The following is a 24,817-nucleotide window of genomic DNA, read 5'->3' as shown; positions in this document are numbered from 1 at the left end:
GCATGGATGATTTGCCACCGTGCATCCAGGCATAATGCCCGCAACGCCACCGCCAATACCACCGCCGCCGCTGAAGGACGCCGCCATGACCGACACGCCCACCCCGTTCGATGCCATCTATAACGTGGATCGCTGGGGCGACGGCTATTTCCGGATCGGCGGCGACGGCCACCTGCGGGTCCGGCCCCAGGGCGAGGCGGGCGGAGAAGCCACCCTGGAGGCGGTGCTCGCCGCCTGCCGCGCCGCCGGCCTGCGCACCCCGGTACTGGCCCGTTTTTCCGGCATTCTGCGCGACCGGGTTCGGCGCCTTTCCGGCGCTTTCCACGATGCCATCCAGGCCCAGGACTATCGCGGCCACTACACCCCGGTGTACCCGATCAAGGTGAACCAGCAGCGCCGGGTGGTGCACGAGATCCTGCGCGCCCGGGACGAGGGCGAGCGCATCGGTCTGGAGGCCGGTTCCAAGCCCGAACTGCTGGCGGTGCTGGCGCTGTCCAATCCCGGCGACACCGTGGTCTGCAACGGCTACAAGGACCGCGAGTACCTGCGCCTGGCTCTGATGGGCGAGAAGCTCGGCCTGCAGGTGCAGATCGTGGTGGAGAAACTGTCCGAGCTGCCCATGCTGCTGAGCGAGGCGGCGGCCCTGGAAGTGGCGCCGCGCATCGGCCTGCGCGTGCGGCTGATGAGCATCGGCAAGGGCAACTGGCAGAACACCGGCGGCGAGAAATCCAAGTTCGGCCTGAGCGCGCCACAACTGATCGAGGCGGTGGAGCACTGCCGCCGCGCCGGCAAGCTGGACTGCCTGCGCATGCTGCATTTCCACCTGGGCTCGCAGATCGCCAACATCCAGGACATCAAGGCGGGCATGCGCGAGGCGGCCCGCTATTACACCGAACTGCGCGGCCTGGGCGCGGCCCTGGACACGGTGGACGTGGGCGGCGGCCTGGGGGTGGATTACGAAGGCACCCATTCCCGTTCCTACTGCTCCATGAACTACAACCTGGCGGACTACGCCTGGCACATCGTGCAGACGCTGTCCGAGCAGTGCGCGCGGCATGATCTGCCCGAGCCGCACCTGATCTCCGAATCCGGCCGGGCGCTCACCGCCCACCACGCGGTGCTGTTGCTCAACATCACCGACGAGGAGCGCCAGGCGCCGGTGGCGGTGGCGCCGCCCGGCGACCACGACTGCGTGGAACTGCACGAGCTGTGGCGGCTCAATCGCCTGCTGGAGGACGGCGGCGTCAATCTGCTGGAGATTCACCCGGAATTGCTGGGCGCCTGGCAGGATCTGCACCGGCGCTATCTCAATGGCGAGCTGGACATCCGCGGCCGTGCCGTCGGCGAGCAGCTTTACATGAACGGCCTGCTGGCCTTGCGTGGCCGGCTCGATCCGCGCCGCCGTCAGCAGCGCGAACTGCTCGACCGCCTCAACGAACTGCTCGCCGACAAGCTGTTCGTGAACTTCTCCGTGTTCCAGTCGGTACCGGACGTGTGGGGCATCGACCAGGTGTTTCCGGTGCTGCCGCTGTCCGGCCTGGACCAGCCCGCCACCCGGCGCGGCGTGCTGCAGGACATCACCTGCGATTCCGACGGCCGCATCGACCAGTACGTGGACGGCGAGGGCGTGGAGGCCAGCCTGCCGCTGCCGGAAACACTCAACGGCCATCTGGCGATCTTCATGGTGGGCGCCTATCAGGAAATCCTTGGCGACATGCACAACCTGTTCGGCGACACGGATTCCGTGGACGTGAACCTCAATGACCGGGGCGGCATCGAGCTCACCCACGCCATTCAGGGCGACACGGTCAGTTCGGTGTTGCGCTACGTGAATTTCGATCCGGAACGGTTGCTCGGCACCCTGGAAGAACGCTGCCACCAGTCCCAGTTGCGCGACGACGAGCGCCAGCGTTTTCTGGGCGAGATCCGCGACGGCCTGGCCGGTTACACCTATCTGGAATAACGCCCGGGAAACAACGCCATGGACGAACAACGCAGAGCCCGCCAGGAAGCGGTGCTCAACCGCCTGGACCGGTTCAGCCGCTTCACCGATTCCAGCCTCCGGATTCCGTTCACCCGCTTCGAATTGGGCGCCGAGGCGATCATCGGTTTGATTCCCGGCGTCGGCGACCTGGCCGGGTTGGTGCTGTCCGGTTACGTGCTGGTGGAGGCGCAACGGGCCGGCGCCAGCGGCGCCACCAAGCGCCGCATGGTGCGCAACATGCTGATCGATTTCGTCGGTGGCCTGGTGCCGGTGGTGGGCGATGCCTTCGACGCCATCTACAAGGCCAACACCCGTAATACCCGACTACTGCGCAAGGAATTGATGCGTGACCTGGGGCGCAAGGAGAAGAAGCCGTTTCCCTGGACCACCCTGTTGGGCTTGTCCCTGCTGTTCGGCGCGATCACCGCCCTGGCGATGACATTTTTCTGAAAAAATTCGTTTTTCATGAAACCGGGTTGATCCTTCACGCCAGGTAAAAAGCTGTAAGAGGCAGCTGCCTTTCCTTCCCCAATGTGCTGATAATCAGGACCAGAACGACGCCAACCGGGTTCGCCCCGGAACCGCCGGTGAGTTCGCAGTCCACCCTTCCGCGTTCCGGGCTGCCCGTCTTTTCCCGAGAAGCTTGCCAATCAAAGGAGCGCCGGATGAGCACGTCCCCCGCCTCGGACACGAGTCCGCTGGATCAGAAGGACCGTATCAATCCCCTGGTGTTTTACGGGTCGGTTTTCGTCATCGTCCTGTTTTCCCTGTGGGCCATGTTCTTCACCGAGTCCGCCGGCAATGTGATCTATGCCGTGCTGGCCTGGATTTCCAACAGCTTCGGCTGGTTTTATTTTCTCGCCGTGGTCGCCTATCTGGTGTTCGTGATCGCCATCGCCTTTTCCCGCTACGGGTCGATCAAATTGGGGCCGGACCACGCCGAGCCGGAATTCAACATCGTCACCTGGGCGGCGATGCTGTTTTCCGCCGGCATCGGCATTGATCTGATCTTTTACTGCATCGTGGAGCCGGTGACCCAGTTCATGCAGCCGCCGGTGGGCGAGGGCGGCAGCGTGGAGGCCGCCCGCGAGGCGATGAAGCTGACCTTCCTGCATTGGGGCCTGTCCGGCTGGGGCATCTACACCCTGGTGGGCATGTCCCTGGCGTTCTTCAGCTACCGCCATGGCCTGCCGCTGACGATCCGCTCGGCGCTGTACCCGATCTTTGGCAAGCGCATCTACGGTGGCGTCGGCAACACCGTGGATATCGCCGCCGTGCTGGGCACGGTGTTCGGCGTGGCCACCAGCCTGGGCATCGGCATCATCCAGTTGAACTTCGGCCTTAACTATATGTTCGGCATCCCCGAGAGCACCCTGACCCAGGCGATCCTGGCCGTGGGCATCGTGGTGTTCGCGGCCATTTCCGCGGTCACCGGCGTGGAGAAAGGCATCCGCCGGCTTTCGGAATTCAACATGCTGCTGGCGGTGGTGCTGGTGCTGTTCGTGCTGATCGCCGGCGACACCCGCTTCCTGCTGGACGCCTTCGTGATGAACATGGGCGACTACATCGCCGGCTTCGTGCCCATGTCCTTCGACACCTATGCGTTCGATCCGCCGCAGAAATGGCTCAATGCCTGGACGGTGTTCTTCTGGGCCTGGTGGATCGCCTGGGGGCCCTTCGTCGGCCTGTTCCTGGCGCGTATTTCCCGGGGGCGGACCATCCGGACCTTCGTCGCCGGCACCCTGATTCTGCCGCTCACTTTCATGATGGCGTGGATGTCGATCATGGGGAACTCCGCCATCGACCTGGTGATGAACGGCGCCACCGAATTCGGTCAGCAGGCGGTGGGCAATCCGGGCTCGGCGATCTATCTGTTCCTGGAAAACTTCCCCTGGACACTGGTCACCACCGTCACGGTGACGGTGCTGGCCATTGTGTTCTTCGTTACTTCCGGCGACTCCGGGTCCCTGGTGTTGTCCAACCTGACCTGTTTCATTCGTGATCCGAGCACCGACGCCCCGGCGTGGATGCGCATCGTCTGGGCCTCGGTGATCGGCGTGGTGACCGTGGCGTTGCTGTCCACGGACGGCCTCGAGGCCCTGCAGAGCGCGGTGGTGATCATGGGTCTGCCGTTCGCCTTCGTGCTGTTCCTGATGATGATCGGGCTGTTCCGCGCTCTGAAAGTGGAAGGCATGAAAGCCGCCAGTAGCCGGGACGCCCTGGCCGGGCATCTGTCGGCGCGCACCAGCTCGCCGCGCGGCCACACCAACTGGACCCACCGGCTGAGCCGGGCGATCAGCTTCCCGGGCCGCAAGCAGGTTACCCAGTTCATCGAGGAAGTGGCGCGCCCGGCGTTCTCCGATGTGCGTTCGGCGCTGTCGGAAAAGGGCCACGAGGCGGTTATCGAAGGCGAGGACGGCGAGCAGGAGCACCTGTCCCTGACCGTGGACCTGGGCGGCGAGGAGGACTTTTCCTATCAGCTCTGGCCGCGAGCCTGCGCCATGCCCTCCTTCACCATCCGCGCCCAGCGGTCGCGCTCGGAGTATTACCGTCTGGAAGTGCACCTGCGCGAGGGCGGCCTGGGCTATGACGTCATGGGCTACACCCGCGAGCAGCTGATCGAGGACGTGGTGGACCATTTCGAAAGCCATCTGCAGTACCTGCACCTGCGCCGCGAAACCACCGGCGGCACCGGCGACGTGCGCGGCGAGGAAGACAGCGGAGAACCGACATGAGTGAACAGGGTTTCGACCAGACATTCGATTACGTGATCGTGGGCGCTGGCTCCGCCGGCGCCGCCGTGGCCTACCGGCTCAGCGAAAGCGGCGAGCACACCGTGCAGGTGCTGGAGTTCGGCGGCAGCGACGACTCCATCTTCATCAAGATGCCCACCGCGTTCTCCATTCCCATGAACATGAAGCGCTACGACTGGGGGTTCCATTCCGAGCAGGAACCGGGCCTCAAGGGACGCAGCATCCACCAGGCCCGGGGCAAGGTGCTGGGTGGCTCGTCGTCGATCAACGGTCTCGCCTACGTGCGCGGCTGCGCCGGCGATTTCGAGGAATGGGCGGCGCTGGGCGCCGAGGGCTGGAGCTATCAGGAGGTGTTGCCCTATTTCAAACGGGCGGAGGACTGCGTATACGGCGGCGATGTCTACCGGGGCGACCAGGGCGGCCTCACCACCTGCAACGGCAACAACATGAAGAACCCGCTCTACCGGGCCTTCATCAAGGCCGGTGAGCAGGCTGGCTACGGTTACACCGAGGACTACAACGGCTACCGCCAGGAAGGCTTCGGGCGCATGGACATGACGGTGCGCGACGGCGTGCGCTGCTCCACCTCCCTGGCCTACTTGAAGCCGGCCATGACCCGCCCCAACCTGGACGTGCAAACCCACGCGCTCACCACCCGGGTGCTGCTGGAGGGCAGGAAAGCGGTGGGCGTGGAATACCGGCAGGGCGCCAATACCTTCCGCGTGCGCGCCCGCAAGGAAGTGATTCTGTCCGCCAGTTCCTTCAATTCGCCCAAGCTGCTGATGCTGTCCGGCATCGGCCCGGCGGCGCATCTCAAGGAGCACGGCATCGAGGTGGTGCACGACCTGCCCGGCGTGGGCCGCAATCTGCAGGACCATCTGGAAGTCTGGGTGCAGCAGGAGTGCACGCGGAAAATCACGCTCAACAGCTGGCTCGGCCCGCTGGCCAAGGCCTGGATCGGCGCCAACTGGCTGTTCCTGAAACGGGGCCTGGGCATCTCCAACCAGTTTGAATCCAACGGCTACATCCGCAGCCGGGCCGGCCTCAAGTGGCCGGACATCCAGTTCCACTTCCTGGCCGGCGCCATCGCCTACGACGGCTCCAGCGCCTTCAAGGGCCACGGCTTCCAGGTGCACCTGGGCGCCAACAAACCCAAGAGCCGGGGCTGGGTGAAGCTGCGCTCCGCCGACCCGGCGGACCCGCCGGAAATCGTCTTCAACTACTTCGCCGAGGAGGAGGACAAGGCGGCGCTGCGCGCCGGCGTGCGCTGGACCCGGGAGATCTTCGCGCAGCCGGCCCTGGACCCCTACCGGGGCCGGGAAGTGTCACCGGGCCCGGAGGTGCGCAGCGACGCCCAGCTCGACGACTGGATGGCGGAGACCGCGGAAACCGCCTACCACCCGGCGGGCTCCTGCCGCATGGGCACCGACGACATGGCGGTGGTGGACCCGCGGTGCCGGGTGCACGGCATCGAGGGGCTGCGGGTGGTGGATTCGTCGATCATGCCCACGGTCACCAACGGCAATCTGAACGCGCCCACCATCATGATCGGCGAGAAAGCCGCCGACCACATTCTTGGCCGCGACATGCTGCGCAGCGATGCGCCCAGCTTCGCGCCGGACGACTGGGAGCAACGCCAGCGCACCGGCGCCCCGGAGCGGGTGATCGATCCGTGACGCACGGCGGGCGCGCCCTCAGTAGGGCGCGTCCACGTCGCCCCGGGCCACGTACACCGTCTTCAGGCGGGTGTAGTGCTCGAAGGCGCGGCGGCTGTTTTCCTTGCCAATGCCGGATTGCTTGATGCCGCCGAACGGCATCTCGATGGGCGTGATGTTGTAGTGGTTGATCCACACGATGCCCGCTTCCAGGTTGGCGGCCATGCGGTGAGCGCGGTCCAGATCGCGGGTGAAGACGCCGCCGGCCAGGCCGAACGGCGTGGCGTTGGCGCGGGCGGTGACCTCGCGCTCCTCGCGGAAGGTGAGCAGCGACAGCACCGGGCCGAAGATTTCCTCGCGCACGATGGTCATTTCATCGGTGAGGTCGTCGAACACCGTGGGCATCACGAAGTTGCCGTCCTCGAAGCCGGGCACCCGGGCCCGTTCACCGCCGATCAACACCCGGCCGCCTTCGCGTTTGCCGGTTTCGATGTAGTCCATCACATGCTCCAGGTGCCCCTGGCTGATCAGCGGCCCCACGTCGGTGTCCGGGTCCTGGGGATCGCCCAGGCGCAGCCTGGCGGTGCGTGCCAGCAGTTTCTCCACGAAGGCGTCGCGCACCGATTCGTGCACGAACACCCGGGTGCCGTTGGTGCAGATCTGGCCCTGGGTGTAGAAGTTGCCAAGCAGGGCGCCGGACACGGCGTTGTCCAGGTTGGCGTCCTCGAACACGATCAGCGGCGACTTGCCGCCCAGCTCCAGGGTCACCGCCTTGAGCGAGTCGGAGGCGGCGCGCATCACCGCCTTGCCGGTGCCCACCTCGCCGGTGAGCGATACCTTGGCGATGCGCGGATGGCCGGTGAGCGCCTGTCCGGTTTCCGCGAACCCCTGCACCACGTTGAACACGCCGTCCGGCAGCCCGGCTTCCTGGAACAGCTCCGCCAGACGCGGGGCGGACAGCGGCGTCAGCTCGGCGGGCTTGAAGATCATGGCGTTGCCGGCGGCCAGCGCCGGCGCCGATTTCCAGGCGGCGATCTGCAGCGGGTAGTTCCAGGCGCCGATGCCGGCGCACACGCCCAGGGGCTCCGGGCGGGTGTAGAAGAATCCGCCGTCCACTTCCTGGTATTCGCCCTGCAGGGAAGACGCCTGGCCGGCGAAGTATTCCAGGCAGTCGGCGGCGGAATCCACGTCCGCCTCCGGGGTTTCCGCGATTGGCTTGCCGGCGTCCAGGGATTCCAGGCGCGCCAGCTCATCGCGGTGCTCGCGCAGTAGTTCGGCGGCGCGCATCAGCACCCGGCCGCGCGCCGTGCCGTCCAGGGCGCGCCACTCGCGCAGGCCCCGCTCGGCGGCGGCCACCGCCTGTTCCACGTCCTCGGCGCCGGCCACCGCCACGCGGCAGATCACCTGGCCGGTGGCCGGGTTGAGGGAGTCGAAGAATTCGCCGGCGGTGCCCTGCCGGTATTGGCCGCCGATCCACAGTAACCGGTCTTTTTGCCGTTCCATAAGCGCTACCTCGCAAGCCGTGAGGGTAGGCCGGTCAGGGCGGGGCCCCGGCCAGCCGGTCAAGAAAACGTCGGGTGCCCGAGCGCAGCGGTTCGCCGAGCGCGGCGCTGCGTTGGCGCAGCGGGTCCAGGGCGCCGCCGGCGCGCCAGTGGTGATGGCAGAACACCCGCAGCACGAAGGCGCGGGCGAACAGGGCGTCGTCGAGATCGGTGTCGTTGGCCACCGGCAGCCCGGGATGGCGCCGGGTGAAGGCCTCGGCGAAGGCGCCGTCGCCCAGGCTCCGGGGCACGCCCTGGCGATCGTGCACCGGCGTGGTGCCCAGGCCACAGCTTGGGGAGCGGCTTTTGAACACGAAGCCGCTGAGCGGCGCGTCCAGATGCCGGGCCTGATCGCGCAGCGCCTCGGTGACGTCCCGCTCCGGGTGGGCGACGCCGCGCACCCGGTGCTCGCCGTTCAGGTCCACCACCTGGATCGGCGGGCGCGGCACCGGCAGACCGATGCCCACCTCCGGGCACACCCGGGCCAGGCGCACCAGCGGCGCCAGCTGGTCGAGGACCAGCCCGTGGCGGCGGTGGCCACCGTCATGGCGCACCGGCTCGCCCATCAGGCAGGCGCTCACCCCCACCGATGGCCGGTCGGCGTCCCGGCGGGGCACGTCAAAGCCCATCTGGCGCAGCAAATCCGGTAGCATGGAAGACCTCCCGGTCCCAACCAACGGCGATAGTGTTTCATGAAAGGTGTCATTCTCGACAGTCAGACTCTCAAGCCCTCGGAGCTGGATTTCTCCGCCCTGGAGAACGAGCTGCCGCACTGGACATACTACGAGCAAACCGGCCCCGACGATGTAAAAAACCGTTTGCGCGACGTCACCGTGGCGATCACCAACAAGGTGGTGATCGACGAGGCGGCGCTGGCGGCGGCCCCGGAGCTCAAGCTGATCGGCATCTCCGCCACCGGCACCAATAACGTGGATCTGGACGCCGCCCGGCGGCGTGGCGTGGTGGTCTGCAACGTCAGTGGCTACGGCACCGAAACCGTGGCCCAGCACACCCTGGCCCTGGCGCTGGGCCTGGCCACCCGCTGGCACCAGTACGACCGCGACGTTCGCCAGGCGTGGCCCCGTTCCTCCATGTTCTGCCGCATGGATTACCCGGTGTTCGACCTGAACGGCAAGACCCTGGGGCTGATCGGCCACGGTGTCCTGGGCCGCCGCGTGGAAGCGCTGGCCAAGGCCTTCGGCATGCGCGTGCTGGTGGCCCGCTCCCTGCGCCCGGACGCCGCGCCGGACCCGGCGCGGGCGCCCCTGGAACAACTGCTGGCGGAATCCGATCTGATCAGCCTGCACTGCCCGCTCACCGAGCACACCGACAAGCTGGTGAACCGGGATTTCCTGGCCGCCATGAAGCCCGGCGCCGGCCTGATCAACACCGCCCGGGGCGGCCTGGTGGACGAGCCGGCCCTGGCCGAAGCGCTGCGCGCCGGGCGCCTGGGCGGCGCCGCCCTGGACGTGCTCGGCCAGGAGCCGCCGCCGGCGGACCACCCGCTGCTCGCCGCCGACCTGCCCAACCTGATCATCACGCCGCACAGCGCCTGGGTGAGCACCGAATCCCGTCAGCGGCTGCTGGACGGCGTGGTCGCCAATGTGCGCGCCTGGAAGGCGGGCCGGCCCATCAACGTGGTCAACGGCCTGAGTGCCGCCTGACAGGGGAGGCCCGAAGCATGTGGCAACAACGGATACTGAAGCTGGCGCCCCGGTCGCGGGGCTTCCATCTGGTCACCGCGGAGGTGCTGGAGGGCATGCCGGAAATCGGCGAACTGGACGTGGGGTTGCTGCATCTGTTCATTCAGCACACCTCCGCGTCCCTGGCCATCAACGAAAACGCGGACCCGGACGTGCGCGGGGATCTGGAGCGGCACTTCAACGTCATGGTGCCGGAGAACGCGCCTCATTATGAGCACACCCTGGAAGGGCCCGACGACATGCCGGCGCACATCAAGACGGTGCTGATCGGCGAGAGCCTGACCCTGCCCATTCGCGACGGCGCGCCGGCGCTGGGCACCTGGCAGGGCATCTATCTGTGCGAGCACCGCGACCGCGCCGGCGGCCGGCGGGTCGTGGCGACGCTTCAGGGTGAGCGGTAGGAGAGGCCCGTCTTCTTACCGGGACAGCCACTGCAGGAACTGGCGGCGTTCCTCCGGGGTGGCCTGGTTCCACTGCGCTTTCAGGGTGTCCAGATAGCTGGCGCCCTGGGCGCTCTGGCCGGCCGGGGCCGGAGCGGCGGCCGGCGCCGGGGCGCTGGCTTCGGGCTGCTCGCTTTCCGGCGCCACGGTGGTCGCCTTGCGGGCCCGCGGGCGAACCGGCTGATCGGTGCCGCCGCCGCCCTGGGGCACGACGCTGGCGGACGCGGCGCTTTCCACGTCGGTGCCGGTGATCGGTGACAGCAGGCCGCGATTCAGCACCAGGCCGCTGTCCTCGGACGGGGTCTTCTCGCCGGTCTGCATGTTTTCCACCCAGCCGGAGAAGTCATCCGCCAGTTCACGGGCTTCCTCGGCGTTTTCCGGGCGCTCGAAGCCGAGCCGGTAGAACTCGCCGCCCTGGCCATCCACCATGAATTTCGCCGGGTCGGACTTCATCACCTCGTGGTTGTCCGGATCCAGATCCCAGAGACGCTTGTAGAACGCCACGATCTCGTAGCGGCCGGGGGTCAGCTTGAGATCCTTGTAGCCGCTGCTGAAGAAGGTGTTCACGCCGTCGATTTCGCGGCCGTTGATGGTGAACACTTCCAGATCGGACGGCACGCGCACCGTCAGAACCTGGGCGTCCGGTTTCTGGGCCCCGTCATAGAGCTGCACCACCGGGCTGCGGGCGCAGGCCGCCAGCAGCAGGGCCGAGCCCAGGATCAAAACGAATGAACGCAGTAAAGCCATGTTGGTCTCCCGATTGACGGACCCGCCAGTGTGGGCGGGCCCGGTAACGATTTTATGACAGCGATCCGATAACGAGGCGGATCAGAATCCCCAGGTGGTCAGGTTCGCCGGCGGCTGCCCCCGGCCCAGGCTTCGCAGCCCGCGGATGCAGCGCACCAGCCACCACACGCCGATCACCACCAGCAGCAACCAGCCGATCAGCGCCAGGGTGGTGATCCCGGCGATCAGGTAGTAGAGCAGGCCGATCCAGAAGGTCCGGTACTGGAAGCGGTAATGGGAGCGTTCCGGCTCCCCCGCTTCCGGCGCGTTCAGGTGGGCGATCACCGCCCCCACCAGGGCGGTCACCCCGCCGGTGAGCAAGCCGATCAGCAGCAGGGCGTAGACCACCCTGAGCAGTTGCCGGCTCTGCTCGTTCACGGCATTTCTTTCCCTTGCAGGTTTGGTGCCGGGGCGTAGCAGCTTGCCATGCAGCTATCCATTGTCTCGAACGGTACGCTGCCCTCGCAGCCGCCCCAGGTGAATTCCTCGCAGCGGTCGGTTTCCGCATTGTAGTAGTAGCGCGGCACCGCCGCCCGGCACTGGCCGGCGTCCGGTTCCTGGAAGCAGGCCTCGGGCAGCGGATGAGCGGTGCGCCCGCTCTGGCAGCCGGCCAGCGCCAGAGCGCCGCCCAGCACGATCAACAACATGCGCATGGTCATTCCTCCTTGGATGTCGCCGGCCATCATAGCAGGCCCGGCCTAACCCATCAGGCGCCCTCGAAACAGAAAGAACACCGCCCCCAGCAGGCAAAGCCCCGCCCACAGGTAGTCCCAGGTCAGTTTTTCCTTAAGGTAAAACAGGGAAAAAGGCACGAACACCGCCAGGGTGACCACCTCCTGGGTGATCTTCAGCTGGCCCACGGTGAGCACCTGGTGGCCGATACGGTTGGCCGGCACCTGCAGCAGATACTCGAACAGGGCGATCCCCCAGCTCACCAGCGCGGCCACGATCCAGGGCTTGTGGGCCATGTTCTTCAGGTGGCCGTACCAGGCGAAGGTCATGAACACATTGCTCAGGGTGAGCAGGCACAGGGTGGTCAGAACAGGCTTCATGGCGGGCCTCCGCGTCAGCGGCAGTGTTTCTGGTCCGATGGCAGGTCGTCGCCGCGGAGCAGAATCACCGTCTTCTGCAGCAGCAGATTGTTGGGCAGGGTGTAATGATGCCCGCCGTTGTCCTCCAGGGTGATGAACACCAGCCCCATGTGGCGGATACGCCCGGTGACGGTGTTGTCGCCGTCCAGAAAACGGATCCGGTCGCCGATCCGGTAAGGCGCGCTGAAAAACAGAATCACCGCCGCCGTGGCGTTGCTCAGCATCGACCAGCTGGCGAACAGGGCCACGCCCAGCAGCGCCACCAGGGAGGTGGCGAACACCACCACGCCGTCGCCGCTGAGGCCCCAGACCGCGCCCAGCAACAGCAGCCCGAGCACCAGGCACAGTACATTGATCAGCACCGCCACCTGGAACACCCGGGCGCGCGCGAACCCGCGCCGCTCGCCCAGCCGCCGCGTTATCCCGCGCAACAACGACGACAACCCGAACGCCCCCAGCACCACCGCCAGGGACAGCAGAATCTTCACGAAAAAGGCGGACATAACCAACCCGACACCATCACCGGAAAAGGCCACAGTCTACCCCCGCCACCCCCCACCTCAAACCAAGCGATGGAGGAATTTGGCACGTGAGCGGCTCGGCGGTGGCCCCTGCTGGAGAGACCTACCGCCGGACGATCTCCACCGGCAACCCATCCTTGGGCATCGCCAACGGCACCAACTGCACCGGCATCTCATACCCGTCCCGCACCCGCACCCGATAACGGCGCAGGAAATGGAACAAAAAGGCCTTGGTCTGGATCTCCGCGAAGTTCAGCCCCAGGCATTTATGGTGCCCGCCGCCGAACGGAATCCACTGGAAATGATGGCCCTTGTGCTCGGCGCGCTCGTCGCTGAAACGCTCCGGGTCGAAGCGCTCCGGGTCGCTCCAGTGCTCGGGCATGTAATGAGTGAACAGCGGCGACAGATTGACCAGGGTATTGCGCGGAATCCGGTAGCCCTGGAACTCCACCTCCTCGGCGGTGCGGCGCGGAAAGGTGGTCAGCGCCGGCCGCAAGCGCAGGGTCTCGCGGAACACCCAGCCGGTTTCCACCATCTTTTCCAGATCCCCGTAGCCGGGCCCGTCGCCGTCCATGCCCTCGGCCACCCGGTCCATCTCCGCCGCCAGCCGGGTCTGCCACTGCGGATTCCGGCACAGCAGATAGATCAGCGAGCACAGCGTGCTGGTGGTGGTGTCGTGGGCGGCGAACAGCAGGAAGATCATGTGGTTGGTCACGTCCCGGTCGGTGAGGCCGCCTTCCTCCGCCGCCGCCTTGCACAGCTCGCTGAAGAAATCCGGCGTGTCCGCGCGCCGCTTCTCCGGGATCAGCCCGGCGATGAAATCCTCCAGGAAACGCCGGCCGCGCAGGCCCCGGTGCCAGAGGGTGCCCGGGATCGGCACCCGCAGCACCGCCAGGGAGGCGTCCGCGGCGTCGATGAAGGACTGGTTCACCCGGTCCGCCCGGGGCCCCATGTCCAGGCCCAGGAAGGTCTGCGCGCCCACGTCCAGCAGCAGGCTCTTGATGCGGTCGAAGAAGGTGAAGGTCTCGCCGGCGGGCCAGTGGGCCACGCCCTCGCGAATACGCGGATTCATGCGCTCCAGGTAGCCGGCCAGGGCCGGCTTCTTGAACGCCTGCTGCATGATGCGGCGGTGGAACTTGTGATCGGCGAAATCGCGCAGCATCAGGCCGTCGGTGAACAGCCGCTCCAGCAACGGGTTCCAGGCGGCGCGGCTGGAAAACACATGCTCCTTGTCGCGCAGCACGAACTCATTGGCCTCCGGCCCGAGCAGGGTGACGCCGCGCTGGAACATGACGCTGCCCTTGTGCACCGGCCCGTAGCGTTCCGCCTGGTGGCGCACCAGACCCTGGTAGTCGCGCAGGAACGCCAGGGTCTGGCCCAGCAGCGGCCAGCCGTAGTCGCCGGGAATATGGTCGAGTTTGCGCTGGGGCATGCGTGGCAGGTGGGCCGCGCGTACCCGGGCGTCTTCCATGGAAGTCATGCGTACTCCGATAAACAGCCTGTATAGGCCGCAAAGTAACCGCCTCGGCCGGTGCCGGGCCAGCGGCTGTCGGCAGCGGTCAAACGGTGCTGTGCCGGCGGGTACGGCGGCTGGTAACATCGCGGGTCCGCAAAGGAGGAAACCGCCATGGCTCACCACGACACCGACTTCCAGCCCCTGGCGCTGGCGGTGCTCACCGTCAGTGACACCCGTACCCCGGACAACGACACCTCCGGCGACCTGCTCGCCGACCGCGCCCGCCAGGCCGGCCACGAGGTGGTGGCCCGGGACCTGGTGCGCGACGACATCTACCAGCTGCGCCGGGTGGTCTCCGCCTGGATCGCCGACCAGGCGGTGCAGGTGGTGCTGGTCACCGGCGGCACCGGTTTCTCCGGCCGGGACAGCACCCCGGAAGCGCTCGCCGTGCTGTTCGACAAGGAGGTCCAGGGCTTCGGCGAACTGTTCCGCCAGGTCAGCCTGGACGAGATCGGCCCGTCCACCATTCAGTCCCGCTGCCTGGCCGGGGTCGCCAACCGCACCCTGATTTTCTGCCTGCCCGGCTCCAACAACGCCTGCGCCACCGGCTGGGACAAAATCATCGCCAACCAGCTGGACAGCCGCACCCGGCCCTGCAACTTCGCGGGCCTGGTAAGCCGCGAGGTCTGATCATGCCGTTGATGCCCGTGGACGAAGCCCGAGCGCGGCTGCTGGACACCGCCCGCCCTCTCGGCGAAGTGACACGCCTGCCGCTGGCCGAGGCCCGTGGCGGCTGGCTGGCGGAGCCGGTGGCCGCCCGGGTCACGGTGCCGCCCCACGACAACGCGGCGGTGGACGGCATCGCCGTGCGCCACGCCGACCTGGGCGACGGCACCCGGAGCCTGCCGGTGACCCTGCGGGTGCCCGCCGGCGATCCTCTCGGAGAGCTGGCCCCGGGTGGCGCGGCGCGCATTTTCACCGGTGCCCCGGTGCCCGCCGGCGCCGACACCGTGCTGATGCAGGAAGACTGCGAGTTCGGCGACGGCACGGTAACGCCGCCGCCGGCCGCTGGTGCCCGGCCCGGCCAGAACATCCGCCCCGCCGGCCAGGACGCCCGCCAGGGCGACACCGTGCTGGCCGCCGGCACCCGGGTTTCCGCCCGGGCCATCGGCCTGGCCGCCTCCGTGGGCGTGTCGGAGCTGGCGGTGCGCCGGCCCCGGGTGGTGGTGCTGAGCAGCGGCGATGAATTGCTCCCTCCCGGCGCGCCGCCGGCGCCGGGCAAGATCTACAACAGCAACGGCCCGCTGATGGAAAGCCTGCTGGCGGACAGTGGCTTCCCGGACGTCACCGCCCTGTGGCTGCCGGACGACCGGGCCCGTACCCGGGAGGCCCTGGACCAGTTGCTGGCGGACCCGCCGGATCTGGTGATGGCCAGCGGCGGCGTGTCCGTGGGTGAGGAGGATCACCTGCGGGCGGTGCTGGAGGAACGGGGCGAGCTGGATTTCTGGCGCCTGGCGATCAAGCCCGGCAAACCGTTCACCTTCGGCCGCCTGGGCGACGCCGGCGTGCCCTTCTTCGGCCTGCCCGGCAACCCCTCGGCGGTGCTGGTGTGTTACCTGATGCTGGTGCTGCCCTATCTGCGCCGCTGCCTGGGGGGCGAGCCGGTGCTGCCGGCGCCCCAGCGGTTGCCGGCGGAGTTCGCCGTCAAACCCGGCCCGCGCCAGGAATACCTGCGCGTGCGGCGGGTGTCCCGCGACGGCGCCGTGGTGCTGGAAAAGCACCCCAACCAGAGCTCCGGCATGCTCAGCTCGGCGGTGTGGGCGGATGGGCTGGCGGTGGCGCCGGTGGATCACGGCCAGGCCGCCGGTGAGCCCCTGGATTATTACAGCTTCGCCGATCTGCTGGCCTGACGCGGCGACCACGACAAGGACATTCCGCCATGAGTGACACGACCCCGAGCGCCGCGAGAGTAGCCATCGTCACCGGTGCCGGCACCGGCATCGGCAAGGCCTGCGCCCTGGCCCTGGTGGATGCTGGCTACCGGGTGGCGTTCGCCGGCCGCGACGGCGAGCGCCTGGCGCGCACCCTGGCGGACGCCGGGCTGGGTGAGGACCGGGCCCTGGCGGTGGCCACCGACGTGGGCGACCCGGCCCAGGTGAAGGCGCTGTTCCAGCGCACCCTGGACGCCTTCGGCCGGCTCGACCTGCTGTTCAACAACGCCGGCACCGGCGCGCCGCCGGTGCCCCTGGAAGAGCTGACCCCGGAGCAGTGGCAGCGGGTGGTGAACACCAACCTGTCCGGTGCTTTCTACTGCACCCAGGAGGCCTTCCGCATCATGAAGGCCCAGGCGCCCATGGGCGGGCGCATCATCAACAACGGCTCGATCTCCGCCCAGTCGCCGCGTCCCAACTCGGCGCCCTACACCGCCACCAAGCACGCCATGACCGGCCTCACCAAATCCACCTCCCTGGACGGCCGCCGTTACCGCATCGCCTGCGGGCAGATCGACATCGGCAATGCCGCCACCGACATGACCGAGCCCATGAAGCAGGGCATTCCCCAGGCCAACGGCGAGATTCTGGTGGAGGACCGCATGGACGTGGCCCACGTGGCCGAGGCGGTGGTGCGTATGGCGGCCCTGCCATTGGACGCCAATGTGCAGTTCATGACGATCATGGCCACCCGCATGCCCTTCATCGGGCGCGGCTGAGCCGGGAGGGCGCCGTGGCCAAGAAACCCAAGTCCGAACAGGAAGTGGCGGCTTTTCGCGAGCGGGTTCGTGACGCCGCCACCCGGCTGTTCCTGGAGCGCGGGCCGGACAACGTGACCATGCGCCAGATCGCCGCGGAAATGGGCGTCAGCCCGATGACGCCGTACCGCTACTTCCGCGACAAGGACGAGATTCTGGCGCTGGTGCGCGCCGCTGCCTTCAACCAGTTCGCCGAGAACCTGGAGCAGGCGGTGCGCGCCGCCGGGGACGCCCGCGCCAAGGCGCGGGCGGCGGGCACCGCCTACCTGGACTTCGCGCGCCGTTTTCCGGATACCTACCAGCTCCTGTTCGAGCACACCCAGGACGACGAGGACCGTTACCCGGAGCTGGTCAAGGCCCATGCCCGGGCCAACGAGAGCATGGCCGGCTACGTGCAGGAGATGATCGACGCCGGCCTGGTGCGCGGCGACGCCAAGCTGATCGGCTACATGTTCTGGGCCGTCACCCACGGCACCGTGGTGCTGGAGCAAAGCGGCGCCCTGGGGCGGGACATGGACGTGGATTTCCTGCGCCAGACCACCATGCGCACCCTGTTCGCCGGCATGGGCGTGTTGCCGCCCTACTGGGACGAGGGCGATCGCGACTGAAGTCGCGATCGGGTGGCTGGCCAGAATCACCAACCCGTTGACCGTAAAGGTCACCTTCGGGGCGTTTCCGGGGTTGCCGGGACGCGTTTTTCCGGCATAAAGTATACGCCGTAAATTATTCGGCCCATTTGCCCCTGGAGAGAGTCCGTCATGGCTTTACCCGCGCATCTGGCGGACCGGCTGCGTTTGCCGGTGATCGCCTCGCCCCTGTTCATTATTTCCAACCCGGACCTGGTGATCGCCCAGTGCAAGGCCGGGATCGTCGGTTCCTTCCCGTCGCTGAACGCGCGGCCGGTGTCCCAGCTGGACGAATGGCTGCACCGCATCACCGAGGAACTGGCCGCCTGGGACCGGGACAACCCGGACACCCCGGCCGCGCCGTTCGCGGTCAACCAGATCGTGCACAAGACCAATGACCGCCTGGAGGAAGACCTGGCCCTGTGCGAGAAGTACAAGGTGCCCATGGTGATCACTTCCCTGGGTGCCCGGGAAGATCTCAACAAGGCGGTGCACGGCTGGGGTGGCATGGTCATGCACGACGTGATCAATGACCGCTTCGGTCGCAAGGCCATCGAGAAGGGCGCCGACGGTCTGATCGCCGTGGCCGCCGGCGCCGGTGGCCATGCCGGCCAGCTGTCGCCGTTCGCCCTGATCCAGGAGCTGCGCCAGTGGTTCGAGGGCCCCATCGCCCTGTCCGGCTCCATCGCCAGCGGCGCGTCGATTCTCGCCGCCCAGGCCATGGGCGCGGATCTCGCCTACATCGGCTCCCTGTTCATCGCTTCCCAGGAAGCCAACGCCGTGGACGGCTACAAACGCATGATCGTCGACAGCAATGCCTCGGACATCGTCTACAGCAACCTGTTCACCGGGGTGCACGGCAACTATCTGGCGCCGTCCATCGTCAACGCCGGCATGGACCCGGCCAACCTGCCGGAGAGCGACCCCTCGAAGATGAACTTCGGCTCCGGCAGCAGCAGCAAGTCCAAGGCCTGGAAAGACATTTGGGGCTGCGGCCAGGGCATTGGCGTGGTGGACGATGTTCTGCCCGCCGCCGAGCACGTGGCGCGCCTGACCCGGGAATACGAAGCCGCCAAGGACGCCCTGCGCGCCAAAATGTAGGGTGACCCCGTAGGAGCGGCTTTAGCCGCGATCATTAGCGCTGAAGCGGCTTCCGCCACCTCGGCGTTTCGGTTACAGGTGGCCGGGGTTGCGCAGGTCGCGCTCCTCCATGGGCGGCGGTGACCACTGGTAAATCCAGGTTTCCGTGAGCGGCGCGCCGTCACTCTCGCGCTTGAGGAACAGGCGCAGGTTGATCGGCGTGAGGTCGTCCTCCGGCGGCACCAGGTCGAACATGGCCCGGTAGCCGTCGATTTCGTGCAGCGGCCGCGCCGAGGTGATCTCCACCCGGCCGGCGCTGCTGTCGATCACCGGCACCACCTCGCCCATGGCCGGCAAGGCGCCATCGGAGATCGGCCCGCCCCGGAAGTCCACCACGAAGCGCCAACTGAAATACTCCCGGGGTTGCCCCACCACGCCGCCCAGGCCGGTGCGGGTGGCCACGCAGCGGGCCAGCGACGGGCGCGGAGGCCGGCCGGTCCAGGACAGCCGATAGCCGAACAGGTATTCCCGCCCGGCTTGCACCGGTTCCTCCGGGCGCCAGAACGCCACGATGTTGTCGAAGGTTTCGTCCAGGGTGGGTATCTCCACCAACTGCACCGCGCCCTTGCCCCAGTCCCCCCGGGGCTCCACCCACAGGCTCGGACGGCGCTCGTAGAACACGCCGTCGTCCTGGTAATGGTCGAAGTCCCGGTCGCGTTGCAGCAGGCCGAAGCCCCGTGGGTTGTCGTCGCCGTAGCTGTTGAAACGCAGCCGGGGCGGATTCACCAGCGGCCGCCAGAGCCATTCGCCGCCGCCGGTGTGCATCGCCAGGCCGTCGGAATCGTGGATCTCCGGGCGCCAGTCCCAGGCCACCCGGCGGCTGTTCTCGCCCACCTGGTACATGCTGGTCAGCGGCGCCACGCCCAGGCGCTCGATGGCCTGGCGCGGGTACAGCGCCGCGTCCACGTCCATGATCAGGTCGCCCTGTTGCCGTTCAATGGTGAAGCGGTAGGCGCCGGTGACGCTGGGGGAATCCAGGAAGGCGTACACCCGCACCCGGTCCGCCTGGTCCAGGCGCTCGATCCAGAAATGAGTGAAGCGCGGGAACTCTTCCGGCTCCGGCAGGGCGGTGTTCACCGCTAGGCCCCGGGCGGACAGGCCGAACTGCCGGGAGGCGCTGGTGGCGCGGAAGTAGCTGGCGCCCAGGAAGGCGGCCACGTCCCGCTCCCAGTCGCTGTGGTGGAGCAGCCGGAAGCCGGCGAAGCCCAGCCCCTCGGGCAGATCCGCCGGGTCCACGCCGCTGTCGCTGAAATCGAACAGGTCGGTGCGATAGGGAATCGGCCGCGCCTCGCCGTCGACGATCTCGTGGATCTTCACCGGCGTCTCGAAGTGCAGGCCCAGATGGAAGAACTGGAAGCGGAAATCGGCGTCCTCCCGATCCGCCCAGAGGGCGTGATCCGGCCGGTAGCGGATCGCCTGGTACTGGTCCCAGGTCAGGTCGCGGATCGCCTTGGGCAGGGTTTTCGCCGGGTCCCGCCAGGGGCGCCCGGCGAAGTGCCGCGCCATGCCCTTGAGGCCGGCGTAGCTGAACGGTTCCCCGCGGCCCTCGCGGCCCACGCCGGGGGCTTTCTCCAGGGCGCGGGCCAGGGCCGGCGCCGCCGGCAGCAGGGCGGTGCCGAACAGACCCAGGGCTTTCAAGAGCTCACGTCGATCCATGCCGTTCTCCGCTGTCTTTCCATGATGGCCATGCAGGTTGGAGCCGGTGACGCCGGCTCCGGTTCCTGATGGTACACGGCTAGCGGCGGGCGAGCAGACCGGAAACCAGCAACAACAGGGCGGCGGCCAGCAGGGTGGCGCCGCCGATGCGGAAGATCAGCGGCCCGGCCTGGTGGGCGTACAGCGCCGCCATGGCGTAGGCGGCGCCGGCCTGGCCCACGGCGAACAGGGCGGTGGCGTGGCCCCAGGTGCGGGTGGCCAGGCGCGGCGGCACCAGCTCCGCGGTGCGCCCCATCACCGAGGACACCATGGCCGGAATCATCGCGCCCACCAGGTAGGAGGACAGAGTCACCGCAGCGACCCCGCCCACCGTTACCGGCAGCAGCACGGCGCCGCCCTTGATGGTAAGCGCGCCGATCAGGGTGCGGTGCCAGCCCAGATGGCGGGCGGCGGCGCCGGCCAGAAAAGGCCCGCTGATCGCGCCCACCGCGAACACGCCCCACTGCACGGCGCTGGCCCAGGTGGTGAAGTCCCGCTGGCGCTCCAGATAGTCCACCCAGAACACGGTGTGTGGCACGAAGCCGATGGCGTCCATCAGGTAGGCCAGGTAGACCGCCACCAGCAGCAGGCCGGCGCCCTGGCCCGGGCCGGCTTCGCCACCTTCGCCGGTGGGCATGGGCGGCCACTGGCGCCACAGCAGCCACAGCGGCGGCAGGCACACCAGCGCCAGCCCCAGCCAGGCCCGCTCCAGGCCGCTGTCGATGAGCAGCGGCACCAGGGTGGCGGAGAACAGCACGCCCAGGCCGACGCCGGCGAAGATCCAGGTGCTGCCGCGCTTGCGCATGGCCAGCGGCAGTTGCTGGGCGATCAGCGACGGCGCCAGCACCATCAGAAAGGCGCCGGTGACCCCGGCCACGAAGCGCCACAGGCTGAACCACCACACCGGCGCCGGCCACGCGCTGGCGGCGAAGCCCACCGCCACCAGCAAGGCGGACACGCGGATCACCCGGCCCGGGCCCAGCCACTGACCGGCCCGGCCGGCGAGCACCGCGCCCACCAGGTAACCGAGCAGGTTGGCGGCGCCCACATAGCCGGCATCCGCCTCGCTCAGCCAGCCGGCCTTGATCACTCCGGGCAGCAGGGCGGCGTAGGCGAAGCGGCCCAGGCCGATGCCCACCAGGGTGGCCGAGCCGGCCATCACCACCAGGCGAATCGGGGAGGGAAGCGAACTGTCGCGGGTCATGCGCGGCTCCAGCCGGGACAATAAAGGCGCCAGTAAAGCAGAGTGCTGGTATCACCGGAAATGATTTTTTAAGATCGCACCCATCACTGACAATGAATCGAGGCCGGTCATGCTGATCCGCTCCCTGGAAATTTTCCGCGCCGTGGTGGACACCGGCAGCTTCAGCGCCGCCGCCGAGCGGCTGCACACGGTGCAGTCCAATGTCACCGCCCACGTCAAAAAGCTGGAAACCGAGCTGGACGCGCGGCTGCTGGAGCGCCGCAATCCGGTGGTGGCCACCCCGGCCGGGCGGCAGTTGCTGGCGTACGCGCGGCGCATCGTGGAGCTCCATGACGACGCCCTGTCACGGTTCCGGCCCGGCGGCGAGCCCCTTGGCGAGCTGCGCCTGGGCAGCATGGAAACCACCGCCGCCGTGCATCTGCCGCGTCTGCTCACCGACTTCAGCCGGCGCTGGCCGCAGCTCGGCGTGCACCTGCACACCGGCACCACCGGCGAACTGATCGAGGAGGTGCGCGGCGGGCGGCTGGACGCGGCCTTCGTGGTGGCGGAGGACGCCGGCGACGATCTGGCCCTGCGGCCGGTGTTCCGGGAGCGTCTGGTGCTGGTCAGCGGCCGCCCCCTGGAGAGCTTCCCCGGGCGGGCGGACCTGGCGCGCATGCCGTTTCTGGCGTTCCGGTCCGGCTGCGGTTACCGCACCACCATCGAGGTGCTGCTGGCGGATCTCAAGGTGGCGGCGCCGCGCATCCACGAATTCGGCAGCCTGGACGCCATTGTCGGTTGCGTGGGCGCGGGCATGGGGCTGGCGTTGCTGCCGGCTTCCACGGTGGACCAGTATCGCCGCCGCCACACGCTGCATACCCTGGACCTGCCCGGTGACCGGGGGCGGGTGACGACGATGATCGCCACCCTGAAGCAGGCCAGCTGGAGCCGGGCCCTGGAGGTGTTCATGGAAGGGGTGCCGGGCCCGGCCGGTGATGTGGAGGCGCCGGGCGTTCGGGCCGCTGAAACGGAACTGGACAGGGCGGAGGGCTAGAAAAGCGTCGCGGGCCGGCCGGGCCGGCCCGCGCGGCGCGGGTCAGTGCTCGTGGCCTTCCGGGCCGTGCACGTGACCGTGTTCTTTCTCTTCGTCGCTGGCTTCGCGGACTTCGGTGACTTCCACGTCGAAGTTCAGGGTTTCACCGGCCAGCGGGTGGTTGCCGTCCACGGTGACTTCCTCGCCTTCCACGGCGGTGATGGTGAAGATGCGCGGGCCGGCCTCGGTCTGGGCCTGGAACTGCATGCCCGGCTGCAGCTCGCCGCCGGCGCCTTCGAAGGCGGACGCGGGAACCTGCTGGATCAGGCCTTCATGGCGTTCGCCATAGCCTTCTTCCGGGGTCACCTTCACTTCCAGCTTGTCGCCGGCTTCCTTGCCCACCAGCGCTTTCTCCAGGCCCGGAATGATGTTGCCGTGGCCATGCAGGTAGTTCAGCGGTTCCTCGCGTTGACGGGAGGAATCGATGGTCTGGCCGGCGTCGTTGGTCAGGGTGTAGTGAAAGGCCACTACCTTGTTGTCTGCGATTTGCATGGGTGCCCCTTTGGGGTTGAATGTATGGCGGATGAATGCCGGCGCGAAACGCCGTGATCGCCCATGGTAACAGCCCCGCCAAGGGGCTGACCAACCGGCGGCCGCCGCTGGCACGAAATGACCGCCTCGCGGGGGGCGTGCTCCGCCGCGCTTTCTGGCATCATGGCACCCATGCTCGAAGATCGTTTTGGACGCATCATTGATTACGTACGGCTGTCGGTGACCGACCGCTGCGATTTCCGCTGTGTGTACTGCATGGCCGAGGACATGACCTTCGTGCCTCGCGCCCGGGTGCTCACCCTGGAGGAGATGGCGCGGCTGGGCCGCGTGCTGGTGGAGCAGGGCGTGCGCCGCATTCGCCTCACCGGCGGCGAACCCCTGGTGCGCCGCAACCTGACCTGGCTGGCCCGGGAACTGGGCGCCCTGCCCGGGCTGGAGGAACTCAACCTGACCACCAACGGTGCGCGGCTGGGCCGCTATGCCGGGGAGCTGCGCGACGCCGGGGTCACCCGGGTCAACATCAGCCTGGATTCCCTGTGCCCGGACCGTTTCCGGGAACTGACCCGCACCGGCCGCCTCGACGATGTGCTGGAGGGCATCGAGGCGGCCCGCGGGGCCGGCTTCGAGCGCATCCGCCTGAACAGCGTGGTGATGCGCGGGCGCAACGAGGACGAGGTGAGCGACCTGGTGGGCTTCGCCCTGGATCGGGGGCTGGACATCGCCTTCATCGAGGAGATGCCCTTGGGCCAGATCGGCGAGCACAGCCGCCAGGAGGCGTTCGTATCCTCCGCGGAGCTGCGCGAACTGATCGGCGAGCGCTATCCGCTGGTGCCCCTGGCCGCCGGCACCGCCGGCCCGTCCCGCTACTGGCGCGCCGAGGATTATCCGGACAGCCGTATCGGTTTCATCTCCCCGCACTCCAACAACTTCTGCCACGCCTGCAACCGCGTGCGGGTCACCGCCGAGGGGCGTTTGCTGCTGTGCCTGGGCCACGAACACAGCCTGGACCTGCGCGGTATCCTGCGCGCCCACCCGGACGACGACCAGCCGCTGATCGATGCCCTGCACCGGGGCATGGAGATCAAGCCTGAACGCCACGAGTTCGATCTCGCCGAAGGCGAGCAGCTGGTGCGCTTCATGAACATGACCGGCGGCTGAGCCGCCGGCGTGTTCCGGCCCCGGCGCCAAACTTTGAAAGACTTTTCACGTTGCAGCTTTCGGTGAGTACGGCATCATGGGGCGATTCCGAATGGGAGCTGATTCGTGAAAACCCTGCCTGAACTGTTTCAAAAGAACGAAGAGTGGCGCCGAGACATCGAGCTGGATAACCCCGGCTTCTTCAAAACCCTGGAAAACCAGCAAAGCCCGCGCTTTCTGTGGATCGGCTGCGCCGATTCCCGGGTGCCCGCCAACCAGATCGTCGGCCTGATGCCCGGCGAGTTGTTCGTGCACCGCAACGTGGCCAACCTGGTCAATCACACCGACCTGAACCTGCTGTCCGTGCTGCAGTTCGCCGTGGACGTGCTCAAGGTGGAGCACATCATGGTGGTCGGCCATTACGGTTGCGGCGGCGTGCGCGCCGCCATGGAAGACCAGCCCCACGGGCTGATCGACAATTGGCTGCGACAGGTGCGTGAGCTTTACCTGCGCAACCGCAAGGCCCTGGCCGAGCTGCCCGACGACGGCGCCCGCCTGGATCGCATGTGCGAGCTGAACGTGGCCCGCCAGGTGATCAACGTGGCCAACACCACCGTGGTCCAGGAAGCCTGGCGCCGCGAGCAGCCGCTGAGCATCCACGGCTGGATCTACTCCATCGCCAACGGCAAGCTCAGCGACCTGGACCTGGGCGTGCAGACCAACCAGGAACTTCGCGACCTGGAAGCGGACAGCTACGAGGGCTGACCGGCGC

At 67.8% G+C, this 24,817-nt stretch carries 25 protein-coding genes; 14 read left to right on the top strand and 11 right to left on the bottom strand.

Translation table 11 applies throughout. The annotated features are described in order from the left end of the window. The first annotated feature begins 85 nt into the window (after nt 1-85). From speA to betA, 4 genes are all read left to right on the top strand, one after another. Nucleotides 86-1,963 (top strand): biosynthetic arginine decarboxylase, encoded by a 1,878-nt coding sequence (gene speA / locus HMJ39_RS15115; RefSeq protein ID WP_194297923.1) that lies wholly within the window; start codon nt 86-88, stop codon nt 1,961-1,963. Between the two features lie 18 nt (nt 1,964-1,981). After that, nucleotides 1,982-2,434, top strand: a complete 453-nt coding sequence (locus tag HMJ39_RS15110) for a DUF4112 domain-containing protein (protein WP_194297922.1) — start codon at nt 1,982-1,984, stop codon at nt 2,432-2,434. Between the two features lie 215 nt (nt 2,435-2,649). After that, complete coding sequence (gene betT / locus HMJ39_RS15105) at nt 2,650-4,719, top strand: choline BCCT transporter BetT (protein WP_194297921.1); 2,070 nt, start codon at nt 2,650-2,652, stop codon at nt 4,717-4,719. Then, entirely contained in the window at nt 4,716-6,413 is a 1,698-nt protein-coding gene (gene betA, locus HMJ39_RS15100) for a choline dehydrogenase (RefSeq protein WP_194297920.1), read from the top strand. The genes betT and betA overlap by 4 nt, the downstream gene beginning before the upstream one ends. 18 nt (nt 6,414-6,431) lie before the next feature. Here betA and betB read toward each other — a convergent pair whose 3' ends face one another. Then, nucleotides 6,432-7,895: a betaine-aldehyde dehydrogenase gene (betB, locus tag HMJ39_RS15095; RefSeq protein WP_194297919.1), complete on the bottom strand. Its 1,464-nt coding sequence runs from the start codon at nt 7,893-7,895 to the stop codon at nt 6,432-6,434. Nucleotides 7,896-7,929: 34 nt separating this feature from the next. Then, nucleotides 7,930-8,586: a DUF523 domain-containing protein gene (locus HMJ39_RS15090; protein WP_194297918.1), complete on the bottom strand. Its 657-nt coding sequence runs from the start codon at nt 8,584-8,586 to the stop codon at nt 7,930-7,932. Nucleotides 8,587-8,625: 39 nt separating this feature from the next. Between HMJ39_RS15090 and HMJ39_RS15085 the strand changes: the two genes are divergently transcribed. Both HMJ39_RS15085 and HMJ39_RS15080 read left to right on the top strand, forming a co-directional pair. Continuing rightward, complete coding sequence (locus tag HMJ39_RS15085; RefSeq protein ID WP_194297917.1) at nt 8,626-9,597, top strand: D-2-hydroxyacid dehydrogenase; 972 nt, start codon at nt 8,626-8,628, stop codon at nt 9,595-9,597. Between the two features lie 17 nt (nt 9,598-9,614). Further along, nucleotides 9,615-10,037: a secondary thiamine-phosphate synthase enzyme YjbQ gene (locus tag HMJ39_RS15080; protein WP_194297916.1), complete on the top strand. Its 423-nt coding sequence runs from the start codon at nt 9,615-9,617 to the stop codon at nt 10,035-10,037. 15 nt (nt 10,038-10,052) lie between these two features. On the opposite strand, the gene HMJ39_RS15075 is transcribed toward HMJ39_RS15080, so the two are convergent. From HMJ39_RS15075 to HMJ39_RS15050, 6 genes are all read right to left on the bottom strand, one after another. Beyond that, on the bottom strand, nt 10,053-10,823 hold the full coding sequence (locus HMJ39_RS15075; RefSeq protein WP_194297915.1) for a DUF2057 domain-containing protein: 771 nt from the start codon (nt 10,821-10,823) through the stop codon (nt 10,053-10,055). A gap of 81 nt (nt 10,824-10,904) precedes the next feature. Further along, nucleotides 10,905-11,240: a DUF4870 family protein gene (locus tag HMJ39_RS15070; protein ID WP_194297914.1), complete on the bottom strand. Its 336-nt coding sequence runs from the start codon at nt 11,238-11,240 to the stop codon at nt 10,905-10,907. Then, nucleotides 11,237-11,515, bottom strand: a complete 279-nt coding sequence (locus tag HMJ39_RS15065; RefSeq protein ID WP_202552878.1) for a BPTI/Kunitz domain-containing protein — start codon at nt 11,513-11,515, stop codon at nt 11,237-11,239. Before HMJ39_RS15065 ends, HMJ39_RS15070 begins: the two co-directional genes overlap by 4 nt. Before the next feature lie 45 nt (nt 11,516-11,560). Beyond that, the gene (locus HMJ39_RS15060; protein WP_194297913.1) at nt 11,561-11,914 is read right to left on the bottom strand and encodes a DMT family protein; all 354 of its coding nucleotides are present in this window, start codon (nt 11,912-11,914) and stop codon (nt 11,561-11,563) included. 14 nt (nt 11,915-11,928) lie between these two features. Beyond that, nucleotides 11,929-12,456: a mechanosensitive ion channel domain-containing protein gene (locus HMJ39_RS15055; protein WP_194297912.1), complete on the bottom strand. Its 528-nt coding sequence runs from the start codon at nt 12,454-12,456 to the stop codon at nt 11,929-11,931. A gap of 121 nt (nt 12,457-12,577) precedes the next feature. Continuing rightward, the gene (locus tag HMJ39_RS15050) at nt 12,578-13,954 is read right to left on the bottom strand and encodes a cytochrome P450 (RefSeq protein WP_194297911.1); all 1,377 of its coding nucleotides are present in this window, start codon (nt 13,952-13,954) and stop codon (nt 12,578-12,580) included. Between the two features lie 147 nt (nt 13,955-14,101). On the opposite strand from HMJ39_RS15050, the gene moaB reads away from it, so the two are divergent. From moaB to HMJ39_RS15025, 5 genes are all read left to right on the top strand, one after another. Further along, complete coding sequence (moaB, locus tag HMJ39_RS15045; RefSeq protein ID WP_161382944.1) at nt 14,102-14,620, top strand: molybdenum cofactor biosynthesis protein B; 519 nt, start codon at nt 14,102-14,104, stop codon at nt 14,618-14,620. Nucleotides 14,621-14,622: 2 nt separating this feature from the next. Beyond that, complete coding sequence (locus HMJ39_RS15040; protein ID WP_194297910.1) at nt 14,623-15,840, top strand: molybdopterin molybdotransferase MoeA; 1,218 nt, start codon at nt 14,623-14,625, stop codon at nt 15,838-15,840. Between the two features lie 29 nt (nt 15,841-15,869). Continuing rightward, nucleotides 15,870-16,640 carry an SDR family oxidoreductase gene (locus HMJ39_RS15035; protein ID WP_194297909.1) on the top strand — a complete coding sequence of 257 codons (771 nt, stop codon included), beginning with the start codon at nt 15,870-15,872 and terminating at the stop codon, nt 16,638-16,640. Nucleotides 16,641-16,654: 14 nt separating this feature from the next. Then, complete coding sequence (locus HMJ39_RS15030; protein ID WP_194297908.1) at nt 16,655-17,287, top strand: TetR/AcrR family transcriptional regulator; 633 nt, start codon at nt 16,655-16,657, stop codon at nt 17,285-17,287. 150 nt (nt 17,288-17,437) lie between these two features. After that, complete coding sequence (locus tag HMJ39_RS15025) at nt 17,438-18,406, top strand: NAD(P)H-dependent flavin oxidoreductase (protein WP_194297907.1); 969 nt, start codon at nt 17,438-17,440, stop codon at nt 18,404-18,406. Nucleotides 18,407-18,478: 72 nt separating this feature from the next. Here the strand turns inward: HMJ39_RS15025 and HMJ39_RS15020 are convergent, their stop codons facing one another. Beyond that, nucleotides 18,479-20,101: a glucan biosynthesis protein gene (locus HMJ39_RS15020; protein WP_194297906.1), complete on the bottom strand. Its 1,623-nt coding sequence runs from the start codon at nt 20,099-20,101 to the stop codon at nt 18,479-18,481. A 79-nt stretch (nt 20,102-20,180) separates the two neighbouring features. Then, complete coding sequence (locus HMJ39_RS15015; protein WP_194297905.1) at nt 20,181-21,344, bottom strand: YbfB/YjiJ family MFS transporter; 1,164 nt, start codon at nt 21,342-21,344, stop codon at nt 20,181-20,183. 109 nt (nt 21,345-21,453) lie between these two features. Here HMJ39_RS15015 and HMJ39_RS15010 point away from each other — a divergent pair, with 109 nt between their 5' ends. Further along, nucleotides 21,454-22,377, top strand: a complete 924-nt coding sequence (locus HMJ39_RS15010) for a LysR substrate-binding domain-containing protein (protein WP_194297904.1) — start codon at nt 21,454-21,456, stop codon at nt 22,375-22,377. A gap of 42 nt (nt 22,378-22,419) precedes the next feature. Here HMJ39_RS15010 and HMJ39_RS15005 read toward each other — a convergent pair whose 3' ends face one another. Further along, the gene (locus HMJ39_RS15005; RefSeq protein ID WP_194297903.1) at nt 22,420-22,908 is read right to left on the bottom strand and encodes an FKBP-type peptidyl-prolyl cis-trans isomerase; all 489 of its coding nucleotides are present in this window, start codon (nt 22,906-22,908) and stop codon (nt 22,420-22,422) included. 162 nt (nt 22,909-23,070) lie between these two features. Between HMJ39_RS15005 and moaA the strand changes: the two genes are divergently transcribed. After that, entirely contained in the window at nt 23,071-24,066 is a 996-nt protein-coding gene (moaA, locus tag HMJ39_RS15000) for a GTP 3',8-cyclase MoaA (protein ID WP_228462397.1), read from the top strand. Nucleotides 24,067-24,171: 105 nt separating this feature from the next. Beyond that, entirely contained in the window at nt 24,172-24,810 is a 639-nt protein-coding gene (gene can, locus HMJ39_RS14995; protein WP_194297902.1) for a carbonate dehydratase, read from the top strand. The last annotated feature ends 7 nt before the right edge of the window (nt 24,811-24,817 follow it).

The sequence above is a fragment of the Alloalcanivorax profundimaris genome (genome assembly GCF_015265435.1).
GTDB lineage: Bacteria > Pseudomonadota > Gammaproteobacteria > Pseudomonadales > Alcanivoracaceae > Alloalcanivorax > Alloalcanivorax profundimaris.
The sequence above is the reverse complement of the archived record's forward strand: the minus strand, read 5'-3'. Positions and strand labels throughout refer to the sequence as shown.